This is a genomic window from Delftia lacustris, assembly GCF_040267515.1.
Classification (GTDB): Bacteria; Pseudomonadota; Gammaproteobacteria; order Burkholderiales; family Burkholderiaceae_C; genus Comamonas; species Comamonas tsuruhatensis.
The window spans coordinates 145,461-158,659 of sequence record NZ_CP141274.1 but is presented as its reverse complement, the minus strand read 5'-3'; the positions used below and the strand labels follow the sequence as shown (position 1 = coordinate 158,659).

The 13,199-nt window shown below is 67.7% G+C and carries 13 protein-coding genes; 6 read left to right on the top strand and 7 right to left on the bottom strand.

Annotation, left to right across the window (positions count from 1 at the left end):
* Positions 1-6 precede the first annotated feature (6 nt).
* Complete coding sequence (boxA, locus tag U6958_RS02190; protein ID WP_074921165.1) at positions 7-1,350, top strand: benzoyl-CoA 2,3-epoxidase subunit BoxA; 1,344 nt, start codon at positions 7-9, stop codon at positions 1,348-1,350.
* Here the strand turns inward: boxA and U6958_RS02185 are convergent.
* Together U6958_RS02185 and U6958_RS02180 are read right to left on the bottom strand one after the other, a co-directional pair.
* The gene (locus U6958_RS02185) at positions 1,344-2,105 is read right to left on the bottom strand and encodes an aspartate/glutamate racemase family protein (RefSeq protein WP_047217605.1); all 762 of its coding nucleotides are present in this window, start codon (positions 2,103-2,105) and stop codon (positions 1,344-1,346) included. The two genes, boxA and U6958_RS02185, sit on opposite strands and share 7 nt — an antisense overlap.
* Positions 2,106-2,119: 14 nt before the next feature.
* Complete coding sequence (locus tag U6958_RS02180) at positions 2,120-3,001, bottom strand: amino acid ABC transporter substrate-binding protein (protein ID WP_016447309.1); 882 nt, start codon at positions 2,999-3,001, stop codon at positions 2,120-2,122.
* A 222-nt stretch (positions 3,002-3,223) separates the two neighbouring features.
* On the opposite strand from U6958_RS02180, the gene U6958_RS02175 reads away from it, so the two are divergent.
* Positions 3,224-4,459, top strand: a complete 1,236-nt coding sequence (locus tag U6958_RS02175) for a D-amino acid dehydrogenase (RefSeq protein WP_074921164.1) — start codon at positions 3,224-3,226, stop codon at positions 4,457-4,459.
* A gap of 19 nt (positions 4,460-4,478) precedes the next feature.
* On the opposite strand, the gene U6958_RS02170 is transcribed toward U6958_RS02175, so the two are convergent.
* From U6958_RS02170 to U6958_RS02155, 4 genes are all read right to left on the bottom strand, one after another.
* A complete protein-coding gene (locus U6958_RS02170) occupies positions 4,479-5,102 on the bottom strand; it encodes a hypothetical protein (protein ID WP_143044510.1) in 624 nt (207 codons plus the stop codon).
* A gap of 46 nt (positions 5,103-5,148) precedes the next feature.
* The gene (locus U6958_RS02165; protein WP_143044509.1) at positions 5,149-6,081 is read right to left on the bottom strand and encodes a hypothetical protein; all 933 of its coding nucleotides are present in this window, start codon (positions 6,079-6,081) and stop codon (positions 5,149-5,151) included.
* Positions 6,082-6,248: 167 nt separating this feature from the next.
* A complete protein-coding gene (locus tag U6958_RS02160; RefSeq protein WP_016452275.1) occupies positions 6,249-7,154 on the bottom strand; it encodes a LysR substrate-binding domain-containing protein in 906 nt (301 codons plus the stop codon).
* An 18-nt stretch (positions 7,155-7,172) separates the two neighbouring features.
* Positions 7,173-7,745, bottom strand: a complete 573-nt coding sequence (locus U6958_RS02155) for a cob(I)yrinic acid a,c-diamide adenosyltransferase (protein WP_016447306.1) — start codon at positions 7,743-7,745, stop codon at positions 7,173-7,175.
* Between the two features lie 181 nt (positions 7,746-7,926).
* On the opposite strand from U6958_RS02155, the gene U6958_RS02150 reads away from it, so the two are divergent.
* Positions 7,927-8,295 (top strand): EF-hand domain-containing protein, encoded by a 369-nt coding sequence (locus U6958_RS02150; protein WP_016447305.1) that lies wholly within the window; start codon positions 7,927-7,929, stop codon positions 8,293-8,295.
* Positions 8,296-8,377: 82 nt separating this feature from the next.
* Positions 8,378-9,802, top strand: a complete 1,425-nt coding sequence (locus U6958_RS02145) for an FAD-binding oxidoreductase (RefSeq protein WP_013799978.1) — start codon at positions 8,378-8,380, stop codon at positions 9,800-9,802.
* Here the strand turns inward: U6958_RS02145 and U6958_RS02140 are convergent.
* Positions 9,792-10,697 carry a LysR family transcriptional regulator gene (locus tag U6958_RS02140; RefSeq protein WP_016447304.1) on the bottom strand — a complete coding sequence of 302 codons (906 nt, stop codon included), beginning with the start codon at positions 10,695-10,697 and terminating at the stop codon, positions 9,792-9,794. The two genes, U6958_RS02145 and U6958_RS02140, sit on opposite strands and share 11 nt — an antisense overlap.
* 129 nt (positions 10,698-10,826) lie before the next feature.
* Between U6958_RS02140 and U6958_RS02135 the strand changes: the two genes are divergently transcribed.
* Together U6958_RS02135 and U6958_RS02130 are read left to right on the top strand one after the other, a co-directional pair.
* Positions 10,827-12,035 (top strand): CaiB/BaiF CoA-transferase family protein, encoded by a 1,209-nt coding sequence (locus U6958_RS02135; RefSeq protein WP_013799976.1) that lies wholly within the window; start codon positions 10,827-10,829, stop codon positions 12,033-12,035.
* 71 nt (positions 12,036-12,106) lie between these two features.
* A complete protein-coding gene (locus U6958_RS02130) occupies positions 12,107-13,108 on the top strand; it encodes a tripartite tricarboxylate transporter substrate binding protein (protein WP_013799975.1) in 1,002 nt (333 codons plus the stop codon).
* Positions 13,109-13,199: the final 91 nt, after the last annotated feature.

Below are 13,199 nucleotides of genomic sequence, written 5' to 3'. Positions count from 1 at the left end.
TCGCCCATGACAGTCGCCTTGGTAGAACACGGCATCCTCACGCAGCACCTGATCGACCCGGAGATCTGCATCCGCTGCAACACCTGCGAGGCCACCTGCCCCGTGGGCGCCATCACGCACGATGACCGCAACTACGTGGTCCTGGCCGAGCAATGCAACGGCTGCATGGACTGCGTCTCGCCCTGCCCCACGGGCGCCATCGACAACTGGCGCAAGGTGCCGCTGGCAAGCGCCTATCCCGTGGCCGAGCAGTTGCTCTGGGACGAGCTGCCCGAGGAGCTGCCGCCTGAGGCGCTGGTCCAGGCACTGGTTCAGGCACGGACCCAGGCACAGGACGCAGCGGACGCGCCTGCCGGCGAGGACCTGAGCCAGGCCCAGGCCGTGATCGCGGCGGCCGCCACGCGCGGTGCGGATGCGGCCCGGCCCGATGACCAGGCCGATACCCAGGTGTTGCGCAGCGCCAGCTACGGCGCCACCGTGCCGCCCTGGTCGGCCGCCCATCCGTACACCAACCTGCATGGCCCCAGGAGCCCCGTCACGGCCACCGTGGTCGGCAACCTCAACTGCACGGAGGCGGGCTTCGACAGCGAGACCCACCACATCGTGCTGGACTTCGGCAGCCAGCCGTTCCCCGTGCTCGAAGGCCAGTCCATCGCCGTCATCGCACCCGGCACCGACGCCCAGGGCCGCCCGCATGTGGCGCGCCAGTACTCGGTGGCCAGTGCGCGCAATGGCGAGCGGCCCGGCTACAACAACCTGGCGCTGACCGTGAAACGCGTCACCCAGGACCACCAGGGCCGCCCCGTGCGCGGCGTGGCCAGCAACTACCTGTGCGACGCACGCATCGGCGACAGGGTCCAGGTCATAGGCCCGTTCGGCCAGTCGTTCCTGATGCCCAACCATCCCCGCTCGCACATCGTGATGATCTGCACGGGCACGGGCAGCGCCCCCATGCGCGCCATGACCGAATGGCGCAGGCGGCTGCGCAAGAGCGGCAGGTTCGAGGGCGGCAAGCTCATGCTGTTCTTCGGCGCACGCACGCCGCAGGAGCTGCCCTACTTCGGCCCGCTGCAAAGCCTGCCGCGCGACTTCATCGACAACAACCTGGCCTTCTCGCGCGTGGCCGGCCAGCCCCGGCGCTACGTGCAGGACCTGCTGCGCGAACGTGCGGCCGACCTGGCGGCCCTGCTGCGCGACGACAACGCGCACTTCTACGTCTGCGGGCTCAAGAGCATGGAGGAAGGCGTGGTGCTGGCACTGCGCGACGTGGCGCAGCAAGCCGGGCTGGACTGGGAACAGGTCGGCGCGCGCCTCAAGCGCGAAGGCCGGCTGCATCTGGAGACTTATTGAACCGCCACAGGCCCATACGCATCGCCGGCCAGGGCCTGGGCCAGGATCCAGGCAGGGTCCACCAGCTCGGCGCCGCGCGCCAGCGGCGACTGCGGCAGGGCCAGCGGGATCTCGGTGCAGCCCATGATCACGGGCACATCGCCATGGCGCTGCAGCAGCGGCGCCAGCACCTCGCCGAAGCAGCGCGCGGCCAGGTCCATGTCGCCCTGCTTGACGCCGTCGTAGATGCCCTGCATGAGCCGCGCGCGGCCCTGCGCATCGGGCTGCAGCGCGGTGATGCCGCACTCGGCCAGTGCCGCGTCGTACAGGCCGCTGTCATAGGTGCCCTGCGTGGCCAGCACGATGGCCTGCTGCGCGCCGCCGGCCTGCAGGTGCAGGGCGGCCTGGCGCGCGATGTGCAGCACATGCAGCTGCGGAAACAGCGCCTGCAGCTGCCCATGCCAGGCATGGGCCGTGTTGCAGGCCAGGGCCACGCTGCGCACGCCCAGCGCCGCCATGCGGCCCACGCCCTGCAGCAGGTGCTGGGCCGGCCCCGTGGGCGACTGCGGGTCCGCGCGCAGCGCCGCGCTGCGGTCGGGCATGGGCAGTTGCACCAGCCAGTGCTCAGGATAGGCCTGGTCATGCACGGGCAGGCCCTGCTGCTGCAGGTGCGCCGTGCAGGCCTGCACGAACAGGCGCACGAAATCCGCGCCTGCGGCCGGACCCATGCCCCCGAGAATGCCCACCGCGCGCGGGGGCTGAAGCTGCTGCTGCATGCTGCGATCCGAAATCAAAAAGCGGGTTTGTCGCTGAGGTCCTGCAGGTTTTTCTGCAATTGCTCGCTCATCGGCAGGCCCAGGGCCACGTTCCTCGGGGCAATGGGCTGCATGAACCACTTGTCATAGAGCCTGGCGAACGCGCCCGACTTCATCATGTCGCCGATCACGCCATCGACCAGCTGCTTGAACTGGGCATCGTCCTTGCGCAGCATGCAGGCATAGGGCTCGACCTGCAGCGAGTCGGCCACCACCTCGAAGTCCCCGGGGTTCTTGGCCGTGGGGATCAGGCCGAAGAGCAGGATGTCGTCCATGCCGAAGGCCGCGGCGCGGTCGTTCTCCACCAGCAGGAAGCCGTCCGCATGGTCCTTGGCCATGACGATGTTCATGCCCCAGGCCTTGTCGGCATTGGCCTTGCGCAGCACCTGCAGATTGGTGGTTCCCGTGGTGATGGCCACGGTCTTGTCCTTGAGGTCGGCGTAGTTTTTGATGCCCGAACTCTTCTTCACCAGCAGCCGCGTGCCCGTGTAGAAATGGTTGATGGCAAAGGCCACCTCCTTGCCGCGCACCGTGTTGTTGGTGGTCGAGCCGCATTCCAGGTCGATGGTGCCGTTGGCCAGCAGCGGCATGCGGTTCTGCGAGGTCACGGCCTGCCACTGCACCTTGAGATCGGGTCGGTTCACCGCTTTCTTCACGGCCTCGGCCACGGCCTGGGACATCTCCACCGTCATGCCGATGGGCTTGCCGTTGTCCAGGTAGCTGAAGGGCACGGAGGACTCGCGGTAGGCCAGCGTGATGCGGCCGCTGTCGCGCACCTTGGCCAGCGTGTCGGCATGGGCCGCAGCCAGGCCGCCCAGGGCCAGGGCCGCGCACAGCGCGGTGGTGTGAAGTTGCATGCTTGTCTCCTCGTCTTTGGTGGATGTGCGGCCAGTGTAGGAAGGGCGGCGGCCTTTGCGGAATGACAATATCGGGCCGGTCCATGCCCGCCGGTTATGGGTGGTCCCCCTGCACTGGGCAGCGGCCCGCAGCCATAACCTGCATGCATACCCCCTGTGCCAAATGCCATGGCCCGGCCTGCCGCGCGCGGCCTACAGTGCGGCTGCATGGAGAAACGATCAATGCATGTCTGCATCGTGGGCGCCGGCATCGTCGGCCTGGCAACGGCCTGGGCGCTGCGGCAGGCCGGCCACCGCATCACCGTGCTGGACCGCGCACCGGGCCCCGCCCAGGGCGCCAGCGGCGGCAATGGCGCGCAGCTGAGCTATTCCTACGTGCAGCCGCTGGCCGATCCCGGCATCTGGAAGATGCTGCCCCGCCTGCTGCTGCAAAAGGATTCGCCGCTGGCCTTCCGCCTGCGCGCCGACCCCGCGCAATGGGCCTGGGGACTGCGCTTTCTGGGCGCCTGCAATGCCCATGCCTCGGCCGAAGGCACGCGCGCCCTGCTGGCCCTGGCCGCCGAAAGCCGCCAGGCCTTCGAGTCGCTCCAGGCCGACGAAGCACTGGCCTGCGACCTGCACACGCCGGGCAAGCTGGTGCTCTACCCCACCCAGCAGGCGCTGGATGCCGCCGCGCAGCAGGTGGCACTGCAGGCGGGCCTGGGCGGCGCGCCGCAGCGCATCGTCAACGCCGCCGAAGTGGCGCGCATCGAACCCGCGCTCGCCCGCTACGCGCAACGTATTGCAGGCGCCGTGCACACGCCCAGCGAGGCCGCAGCCGACTGCCGCCTGCTGTGCGAGCAACTGGCCGCCCGGCTCACCGCACGCGGCGCCGAACTGCGCTACGGCGTGGAGCTGCAGGGCTTCGAGCGCGAGGGCGACGCCATCACCGGCCTGCGCACCGCCGCAGGCCCACTGCCGCTGCGCGCCGACCACTACGTGCTGGCCAGCGGCTGGGAAAGCGCGGTCCACGCGCGCCAGCTGGGCCTGCGCATTCCCGTCTACCCGCTCAAGGGCTACAGCATCACCGCCGATGCCGCCGCGCAGCTGCCGCACGCCGCGCCCCGGGTCAGCGTCACCGACACCGCACGCAAGGTCGTCTTCGCACGCATCGGCGAACGCCTGCGCGTGGCCGGCATGGTGGAAATCGTGGGCCACGACACAGGCACCGACCCGCGCCGCATCGCCAGCCTGCGCCGCTCCACGCAGGAGGTCTTCGCCGACCTGCCGCTGGACGGCGACCTCCACCCCTGGACCGGCATGCGCCCCGCCACACCCACCGGCCTGCCCCTCACCGGCCGCCAGCGCGGCGGTCCGCGCAACCTGTGGCTGCAGACGGGGCACGGCGCGCTGGGGCTGACGCTGGCGTTCGGTTCGGCGCAGAGGCTGGTGGGGCAGATGGAGGCGGGCGATCTGTAGGACCCGGTCCCGCAGCCACCTATGTCATGTCGCCGCTCAATCTCCGTACGAGTTGCCAGTCGTCCTTGGACCAGCCAAGTCGAGCATCCACCGACATGGCTGCGGCGCCAATCAAGGCAAGCCAACCGCTGGCCTCCACACGTCGCAACGGCTCCCATGTCGGCCGCTGGGCTATTTGCTGCCAATCCGAACCATGGCAACCAGTGCACTTTGTCAGCGTGTCATCAGGCCGGAGTGGTTCGACCGTGACCGTCCCGGGTGGCACTTCGCCCCAATCAGCGATGAGGGTCTCCAAGGAACCTGTTGGAGGCATACCTCCTCGACCCAGAATCCACTTGATCAAGCGCTCCCATAGCGAGACATCGGGAGGTTGATTGCGTGAATCGACATTTTTTGCTTTGGCCCAGGCATCGTGAGACATCGGATTGATGTAGGCCACCAAAATGCATCTACTGGATCCTGCTTGACAGATGGTCACTGTATCTCCGGGCTTCCACTGTCCAATCGACAAGGACGAGTTGACCGTCTCCAGGATGAATCGAGCAATCTCGGTGTTGTTCCACCCGCGCGGATCTTCCTGGGTGTCGGAGACGCCACGCCAACTCGCTGCGATGAGTAACGCGGCAAGCGCGATGATGATCACAGAGCGCCACGTTTGGGGCAGGCGCGGTGACAACGAAGTTATTTGGCTAGCCACCACAGCATCTCCTCAGCAACTCCTGGGCCATATCCCTCGCGCGTTGACGGCCCTCAGGCGGCACTCGTTGGTCGATGCTCTGAAGCAGGTTTGCTTGCGATGACACATTGCCTTTGGCCTTGGCGTCGGCATAGACATATGCCCACACCTCGGCAGGCTGCGGCTCCCCCCATGTGGGGTTACTTCTGATGGAGGCCATCGAGATCAGCGCATCGACATAGCCTTGGTCGATCAAGGCGTTGAGGTATATCAGGGTGGTGCGCCGATACTCGGCGAGGCGCTCTGGATCCGTTCTCGCATGCTCCAGACCCCGGGTCCAGTAGGCGCCGCCATAGTCCATCATGCTCTGAGGATCTCCCTGCACCGCGAGCCGGGCAGTCCACTCATCGGCCCTTGTGTATGCGTCCATCGGGAGTTGTCCGCAGCCAGGGCGCGCACTGGCCCTCTGCTCCCGGGCCAGCCGTTGCGCCATTGCGTGCCCCTTGGGGTCGGAATCCGGCGGAACCAGCAGCGCCATGCGCTCATAGAGGGACGCCATCCAGCAAGGCTCCAATGCCTTGTGGAGTTTGGCGACTTCGCCGGCCTGGTCCAGCGTGACCTCGCTGCTGGCAAGCCGGTTGTACAGAATCTCCGCCGATGCATCCACGACAACGGCAGGAAACGCCTTGGCTCTAGGTGCCGTGGGGGGCGCCACCGGCACGGGCGCCGGTACGGAAGCGATCGCCGGTGGAGCGGGAGTTTCAGGTGCTGGCGCAGCAGGCTCGGAAGCTTGCGCAGGTGGCTTGGTTGCGCTCACCTGTGCATGCCTGACCTCAGACGCTGGTTCGGCAAAAAAGATGAGCGCCAGCCCACCGGCAAAGGCAAGAGCAGCACATGCCCAGGCAACGACCTGCCAGCGCGGACGCAAAGCTCCTGAATTTCTCATGACCCTCCTTCATGACGATGCAGTTGTCAGATCCCGGGTAATGATTGTGAATAATTCTCATTAGCAAATCAATCGATCATGAGAATTCAGTTGAATTTGACAATCGATCGTGCCAATGACCACGGCGCATCAGCCGCAGTCCAGCAGGCATGCTTGTATGAACGGCCTCAACCAGCCAGCAACTCGCGCAAGGCCTTGCGCATTTCCTCGGTCATTGCCCGTGCCAGCACCGACCCTGGCCGCTGGGGCAGGCTCAGGGCATTCACACCCACCGTGATGCGCGGCAGCAGGGGGACGACATGGACCTTGCGGCGGTCGGCGGCCAGGGCGGTGCAGCCGTCCATGATGGCGGCGCCCAGGCCGTACTCGGCCATGGACAGGGCCGCGTGGTAGGTCTGCACGGTGACCACGGGCGACAGGCCCACGCCGTGCTCGCGGCAGGCCTGGCCCAGGCGCATGCCCAGCGGGTCGCGCGCATCAAGCGCGACCACGGGCAGCTCGGCCAGGTCCTTGAGCTCCATCCCCTCTTCGCGCACGCGCGAGGGCGGCAGCAGGCCCTTGGGCAGCACGCAGAACATGTCCACCTCGGCCAGCAGCTCATGCTCCAGCGCGGGCTGGCCCACGGAGCTGATGACGAAGCCCACGTCGGCCTCCTGCAGCAGCAGGGCCGAGACCACCTGGGGCGTGTGCAGTGCCTGCACATGGACCTGCACCTGCGGGTGGCGGCGCCGAAAGCCGGCCACGGCGCGCGGCAGCACCTCGCGGCTGAGCGCGAAGACGGTGAGCACGGTGAGCCGGTCCGCTGCCCGGCCATGGCGCAGGTTGTCGGCCAGGCGCTGGACCTCGTCGAGCTGCTCGAACAGCTTCTCGATGTGGGGGAACAGCGCCAGCGCCTCATTGGTCGGCGTGAGCCGCCCGCGTGCGCGCTGGAACAGCGCAAAGCCCAGCTGCAGCTCAGCGTGCTGCAGGGTGCGGCTGACGGCCGGCTGGGTGATGTTGATCAGCCGTGCTGCAGCGCTGACGCTGCCGGTCTGCATGACGGCATTGAAGACCTCGATGTGGCGCAGGCGCATGGGCCGTCCTCAGCACGGTCACTCTTGAGCGGACTGCGCGCGCGCCAGCCGCTCGCTTTTCCAGTACACGTCGTCGCCGCCATCCATGCGGTTGAGCACGCGCGCCAGCACGAACAGCAGGTCGGACAGGCGGTTCAGGTACTGGCGCGGCGCGGGCCGCATGGCCTCGCCCTGCTCCAGCGCCACCACCATGCGCTCGGCACGGCGCGCCACGGTGCGGCAGACATGGGCCTGGGCCGCTGCGCGGCTGCCGGCCGGCAGGATGAATTCCTGCAGCCGGGGCAGCTGCGCGTTGTAGTGGGCCAGCGCTTCATCGAGCTGCAGCAGGGCCTCGTCCTTGAGCAGTTCATAGCCGGGAATGGACAGCTCGCCGCCGAGGTTGAACAGCTGGTGCTGCACATCGACCAGCAGCTCGCGCACGTCCTCGGGCAGGGCCTCGCACAGCAGCAGGCCGATGTGGGAATTGAGCTCGTCCACATCGCCCATGGCGTGCGGGCGGCCGCTGTTCTTGGAGACGCGCGTGTTGTCGCCCAGGCCCGTGCTGCCGTCGTCTCCGGTGCGCGTGGCGATCTGTGTCAAACGGTTGCCCATGGGCGTTCTCCTTGGCGGTGCGGGGGTGGAAAGCCGGACCCGTAACGGCCCAACACCCAATTGTGCGTTACAGGCGGCACGCAAATGTTGTAGCAGGCAACAGCCGGCAAAAGTGCTGGCCCTGCTGCGCTGCAACAGGTGGAATGCAGTCATGTTCCACGTTCGACAAGGAGTTCGACACATGACCTCTCAACTGCGCAAAGTCTCTGGTTTTGAAATCCGCAGCGTGATGTTGTTCGCGGCCATTTCGCTGGGCAGCGTTGCTGCCATGGCGCAGACATCTACTCCCGCTGCGCCTCCTTCGCAGGCCTCCTTTGGAGCCGGTAGCGGTCCTGCCACCGGCGTACAAGCAGCGCCGGCCCCTTCGTCGGCCGGCGCCAACGAGGTGCAGGCCGCATTCGACCGCGCCGACACCAACCGGGACGGCAAGCTGAGCAAGAAGGAGGCCGAGGCCCTGCCCGCCGTGAGCAGCAATTTCGCCCAGATCGATGCCGACAAGAACGGATCGCTGTCGCGCGATGAATTCAGCAAGGCTGTCCAGCCGCGCTGACACCCGGATGCCTGGCGGCTGACCCACACGGTTGGGCGACAGGGCCGGTGGTATTCTTTCCAGTTCCCCCTGGAGAACACCGATGAACGCCCCTGTCGCCCCCGTCCGCCTGCAGCCTGACTTCGCTCAGCGCCCCATTCCCGAAGCCTTCCTCCAAGCCCTGGCCCAGCGTTTCGGCGCCCAGTGCTCCACGGCTTTGGCGGTGCGCGAACAGCACGGCCGCGACGAGGGCGCCATCCAGGCGCCCCCGCCTGCGGCCGTGGTCTTTGCCGAAAGCACGCAGGACGTGCAGGACGCGCTGAAGCTGGCCGACCAGCATGCCGTGCCGGTCATCCCCTACGGCGCTGGCTCCTCGCTCGAAGGCCATCTGCTGGCCGTCGAGGGCGGCATCAGCCTGGACCTGAGCCGCATGAACCGCATTCTCTCGGTCAACACCGAGGACCTGACGGTCACCGTGCAGCCCGGCATCACGCGCAAGCAGCTCAACGATGCCATCAAGGACACGGGCTTCTTCTTTCCCATCGATCCCGGCGCCGATGCCTCCATCGGCGGCATGACCGCCACGCGCGCCAGCGGCACCAATGCCGTGCGCTACGGCACCATGCGCGAGAACGTGCTGGCGCTGGAACTGGTCACGGCCAGCGGTGAGCTGATGCGCACCGGCACGCGCGCCAAGAAAAGCAGCGCGGGCTACGACCTCACGCGCCTGATCGTGGGCAGCGAGGGCACGCTGGGCGTGGTCACCGAGATCACGGTGCGCCTGTACCCGCTGCCCGAGGCCGTGAGCGCGGCCATCTGCTCCTTCCCCAGCATCGAGGCCGCCGTGCGCACGGTGATCCAGACCATCCAGATGGGCGTGCCGATTGCCCGCGTGGAGCTGGTGGACGTGAACTCGGTGCGCATGGTCAACGCCTACAGCAAGCTCACGCTGCGCGAGGAGCCCATGCTGCTGATGGAGTTCCACGGCTCGCCCACGGGCGTGAAGGAGCAGGCCGAGATGGTGCAGGACATTGCGGGCGAGTTCGGCGGCAATGCCTTCGAATGGGCCGAGCGCCCCGAGGACCGCACGCGATTGTTCACGGCCCGCCACAACGCCTATTTCGCGGCCGTCTCCAGCCGCCCCGGCTGCCGCTGCATCACCACCGACGCCTGCGTGCCCATCAGCCGCCTGGCCGATGCGCTGCTGGACTCGGTGCGCGAGGCCGACGACAGCGGCATTCCCTACTTCCTCGTCGGCCACGTGGGCGACGGCAACTTCCACTTCGGCTACCTGATCGACCCGGACAACGAGGATGAGCGCTCGCGCGCCGAGCAGCTCAACCACCAGCTGGTGTCGCGCTCCATTGCGCTGGGCGGCACCTGCACGGGCGAGCACGGCGTGGGCATCCACAAGATGGATTTCCTGCGCGAGGAAGCCGGCGACGGCGCGGTGCAGATGATGCGTTCCATCAAGCAGGCGCTGGACCCGAAGAACATCCTGAACCCCGGCAAGATCTTCAGCCTCTGAGTCCCTCCGCCGCAGCTTTCTCGCGCAGGAAGTCGATCAGCGTGGTGATGGCCCGCGTCTGGTAGTGGGACGGCATGTACAGCAGGTACTGGCGCGTGGCCAGAAAGTCCAGGCTGCCCGGCGGCAGCGGCAGGCGCTCAAGCGCGCCGCTGGCCAGTTCGGCCGCCACCATGTAGCGCGGCACCACGGCCACGCCCAGGCCCTGCAGCACGGCATCGCGCAGGAAGTGGAAGTTGGGCGACATCAGGCGCGGGCGTATGCGCAGCTCGGTGGGCCGGGCGCCGTTCATGCCGGCCGTGCGCAGCTTCTGGCCCGTGAGCGCCGAGGTGATCAGCGGCACGCGCTTGAGCGCCAGCAGCGAGTCGGGGTGGCCATGCTGCGCCAGGAACTGCGGCGTGGCGCAGGCCTCGTAGAGCACGTCGCCAAGCTTGCAGGCCACCAGGCTTTCGGGCGGCTCGGTCATCACGCGCACGGCGAAGTCCACCGCGCCCTGCATCAGGTCCTCGATGTCGTTGTCGAAGATCACCTCCAGCGTGATGCCCGGGTGCATGCGCATGAACTCCGTCAGCCAGCCCGACATCTGCAGCTGGCCGTAGCCGCTGGGCACGCTCAGCCGCACGGTGCCCTGCAGGCTCTGGCCCAGGCTGTCCACCGACTCGGCCGCCGCCATGACCTCCTGGCGTATCGCGCGGCCATGCGCGTACAGGCGCAGGCCCAGCTCGGTGGGCTCGACCTGGCGCGTGGTGCGGCGCAGCAGCTGCTGGCCGATCTGGCGCTCGAACTGGTTGAGCCGGTGGCTGACGTTGGCGCGGCTCATGCCCAGGCGCACGGCGGCGCGGCTCAGGTTGCCGGCTTCGATGATGTCCACCAGCAGGGACAGTCCGCCCAGATCCATTGTCAAACCTCAGTACACACAATGTCCATTTTTTAGCACGATTGTCAAAGTCAATAAACGAATGAAGAATGCGGGCCTGCCCGGGCATCACCGGCCCGTTGCGGTTTTCGTGGTTCGACAAGGTTTCGCATGAGTGCTCTCCCCTCTTCCCTGCCGCTGGACGGCGTGCGCGTCCTGGATCTTTCGCGCGTGCTGGCCGGCCCCATGTGTGCCATGGCGCTGGCCGACCTGGGTGCCGATGTCGTCAAGGTCGAGCACCCGGGCCGCGGCGACGACACGCGCGACTGGGGCGTGCGCGTGGGCCAGCGCAACACCTCCTACTTCAACAGCGCCAACCGCAACAAGCGCTCGGTCACGCTGGACCTGCAGGCCGAAGAGGGCCTGCGCATCGCACGCGAGCTGGCGGCCGACAGCGATGTGGTCATCCAGAACTTCAAGGTCGGCGGCGCCGAGAAGCTGGGCCTGGGCTACGAGCAGCTGTCGCAGCTGAACCCGCGCCTGGTGTACTGCTCCATCTCGGGCTACTCGCGCAGCGGCCCCGAGGCCACGCGGCCCGGCTACGACCTGGTGGTGCAGGGCGAGTCCGGCATCATGGCCATGAACGGCGAGCAGGGCCAGGGCCCGCTGAAGTTCGGCGTGGCCGCCGTGGACATGTTCACGGGCATGTACTCGGCCCAGGCCATCCTGGCCGCGCTCTACGAGCGCGAGCGCAGCGGGCGCGGTCGCCATGTGCAGATGGCCCTGTACGACTGCGGCCTGATGATCACCAGCTACTACGGCATGGAGGCCCTGCTCAAGGCCGGCGACCCGCCCAAGTTCGGCAACGCCCATCCGTCCATCGTGCCCTACGGCGTGTTCGAGGCGGCCGACGGCCCTCTGGTCATCACCGTGGGCAACAACGGCCAGTTCCAGCGCTTTTGCACCGACGTCATCGCCAAGCCCGAGTGGGCCGCCGACGAGCGCTTTGCCACCAATACCGCACGCTCGGCAAACCGCGATCTGCTGATGCCGCTGGTGCAGGCCGAGCTGCTGCGCTTCACGCGCGCCCAACTGCTCGAATGCCTGACGGCCGCGCAGATTCCCTGCGGCGAGGTGCTGGGCCTGTTCGAGGCCCTGAACTCGCAGCGCACGGCCGACGCCGGCCTGCTGCACCGCTTCGAGGACAGCGAAGCCGGCAGCCAGTCCGTGCTGGCCCCGCCCTATGCGCTGGACGGCCAGCGCCTGCCCGTACGCCGCCCGCCGCCGCACCAGGGCGAACACACCGACGAGGTGCTGCAGCAGCGCCTGGGCCTGGACGAACAGGCCCGCGCCGCGCTGCGCGCCAAAAACATCATCTGAGAGCGCGCAGACGTTCCCACCCAGACCGCTCCACGGCTCTCATTTCCACCCCTTCCCGCTTGAGGAGACATATGACTTCCACCCCCTTCCAGGCCTCGCGCCGCCAGATCCTTTCCGCCGCCTGCGCCACCGCCATCGCCACGCTGGCCCCCGCCGCACGGGCCCAGAGCCAGTGGCCCGACAAGCTGATCAAGCTGACCGTGGCCTTCCCGCCCGGCGGCCCCACCGACACGGCCGCGCGCATCGTCGCGCAGCGCCTGACCGAGCGCCTGGGCCAGACCATCGTCATCGACAACCGCCCCGGCGCCTCGGGCTCGGTGGGTACGGCGGCTTTCATCAAGTCGCAGCCCGACGGCTACTCGCTGTCCATGTTCGGCATGCCGGCGCTGCTGGCGCCCATGCTGTTCAACAACAACCTGTACGACGTGCGCAAGGACTTCCTGCCCGTGGCCACGGTCTATGACCTGCCCATGGCCATCGTCATCAACCCGCGCGAGCTGCCTGACGTGACCAACCTGCAGCAGCTGATCGAGCACGCAAAGAAGGCCAAGCCGGCGCTGAACTACACCAGCTCGGGCACGGGCAGCTTCGGCCACCTGTCCATGGAGCAGCTCAAGGACCTGGGCGGCTTCGACATGCAGCACGTGCCCTACCGCGGCAGCGCGCCGGCCGTGACCGACCTGATCGGCGGCCAGATCGCCGTGATGTTCGCCGACGTGGTCGCGGCCCTGCCCCACATCCAGGCCGGCAAGCTGCGCGCCATTGCCGTCAGCTCGCAAAAGGCCAAGCAGCTGCTGCCCAATGTGAAGTCGGTGGCCGAGCAGGGCTTCCCCGGCTTCGACGCCGACACCTGGGGCGGCCTGATCGCCCCGCTGAACACGCCGCCCGCCGTGGTCCAGCGCCTGAACCAGGAGCTCAAGCTCATCCTGGCCGAGCCCGAGCTGCAAAAGAAGATGCTGGCCGCAGGCGCCATCGCCACCTACCAGGACGGCGCGGCCATGAAGGCGCGGCTGAACGCCGACTTCACGCGCTGGAGCAAGATCGCGAAAGACAAGAACATCTCTTCGCAGTAAAGAACACAGAGCGCCCCACGATGCGCCTTCAGGGCATGCCGCAAGGCATGCCCTTTTTTGCTTTTTGACCCCGCCATCCGCAGCGTGCGCC

What these genes read in the sequence shown, in the direction of transcription:
- boxA (WP_074921165.1), top strand. Translation starts at nt 7, where the DNA reads ATGACAGTCGCCTTGGTAGAACACGGCATCCTCACGCAGCACCTGATC.
- U6958_RS02185 (WP_047217605.1), bottom strand. Translation starts at nt 2,105, where the DNA reads ATGCAGCAGCAGCTTCAGCCCCCGCGCGCGGTGGGCATTCTCGGGGGC.
- U6958_RS02180 (WP_016447309.1), bottom strand. Translation starts at nt 3,001, where the DNA reads ATGCAACTTCACACCACCGCGCTGTGCGCGGCCCTGGCCCTGGGCGGC.
- U6958_RS02175 (WP_074921164.1), top strand. Translation starts at nt 3,224, where the DNA reads ATGCATGTCTGCATCGTGGGCGCCGGCATCGTCGGCCTGGCAACGGCC.
- U6958_RS02165 (WP_143044509.1), bottom strand. Translation starts at nt 6,081, where the DNA reads ATGAGAAATTCAGGAGCTTTGCGTCCGCGCTGGCAGGTCGTTGCCTGG.
- U6958_RS02160 (WP_016452275.1), bottom strand. Translation starts at nt 7,154, where the DNA reads ATGCGCCTGCGCCACATCGAGGTCTTCAATGCCGTCATGCAGACCGGC.
- U6958_RS02155 (WP_016447306.1), bottom strand. Translation starts at nt 7,745, where the DNA reads ATGGGCAACCGTTTGACACAGATCGCCACGCGCACCGGAGACGACGGC.
- U6958_RS02150 (WP_016447305.1), top strand. Translation starts at nt 7,927, where the DNA reads ATGACCTCTCAACTGCGCAAAGTCTCTGGTTTTGAAATCCGCAGCGTG.
- U6958_RS02145 (WP_013799978.1), top strand. Translation starts at nt 8,378, where the DNA reads ATGAACGCCCCTGTCGCCCCCGTCCGCCTGCAGCCTGACTTCGCTCAG.
- U6958_RS02140 (WP_016447304.1), bottom strand. Translation starts at nt 10,697, where the DNA reads ATGGATCTGGGCGGACTGTCCCTGCTGGTGGACATCATCGAAGCCGGC.
- U6958_RS02135 (WP_013799976.1), top strand. Translation starts at nt 10,827, where the DNA reads ATGAGTGCTCTCCCCTCTTCCCTGCCGCTGGACGGCGTGCGCGTCCTG.
- U6958_RS02130 (WP_013799975.1), top strand. Translation starts at nt 12,107, where the DNA reads ATGACTTCCACCCCCTTCCAGGCCTCGCGCCGCCAGATCCTTTCCGCC.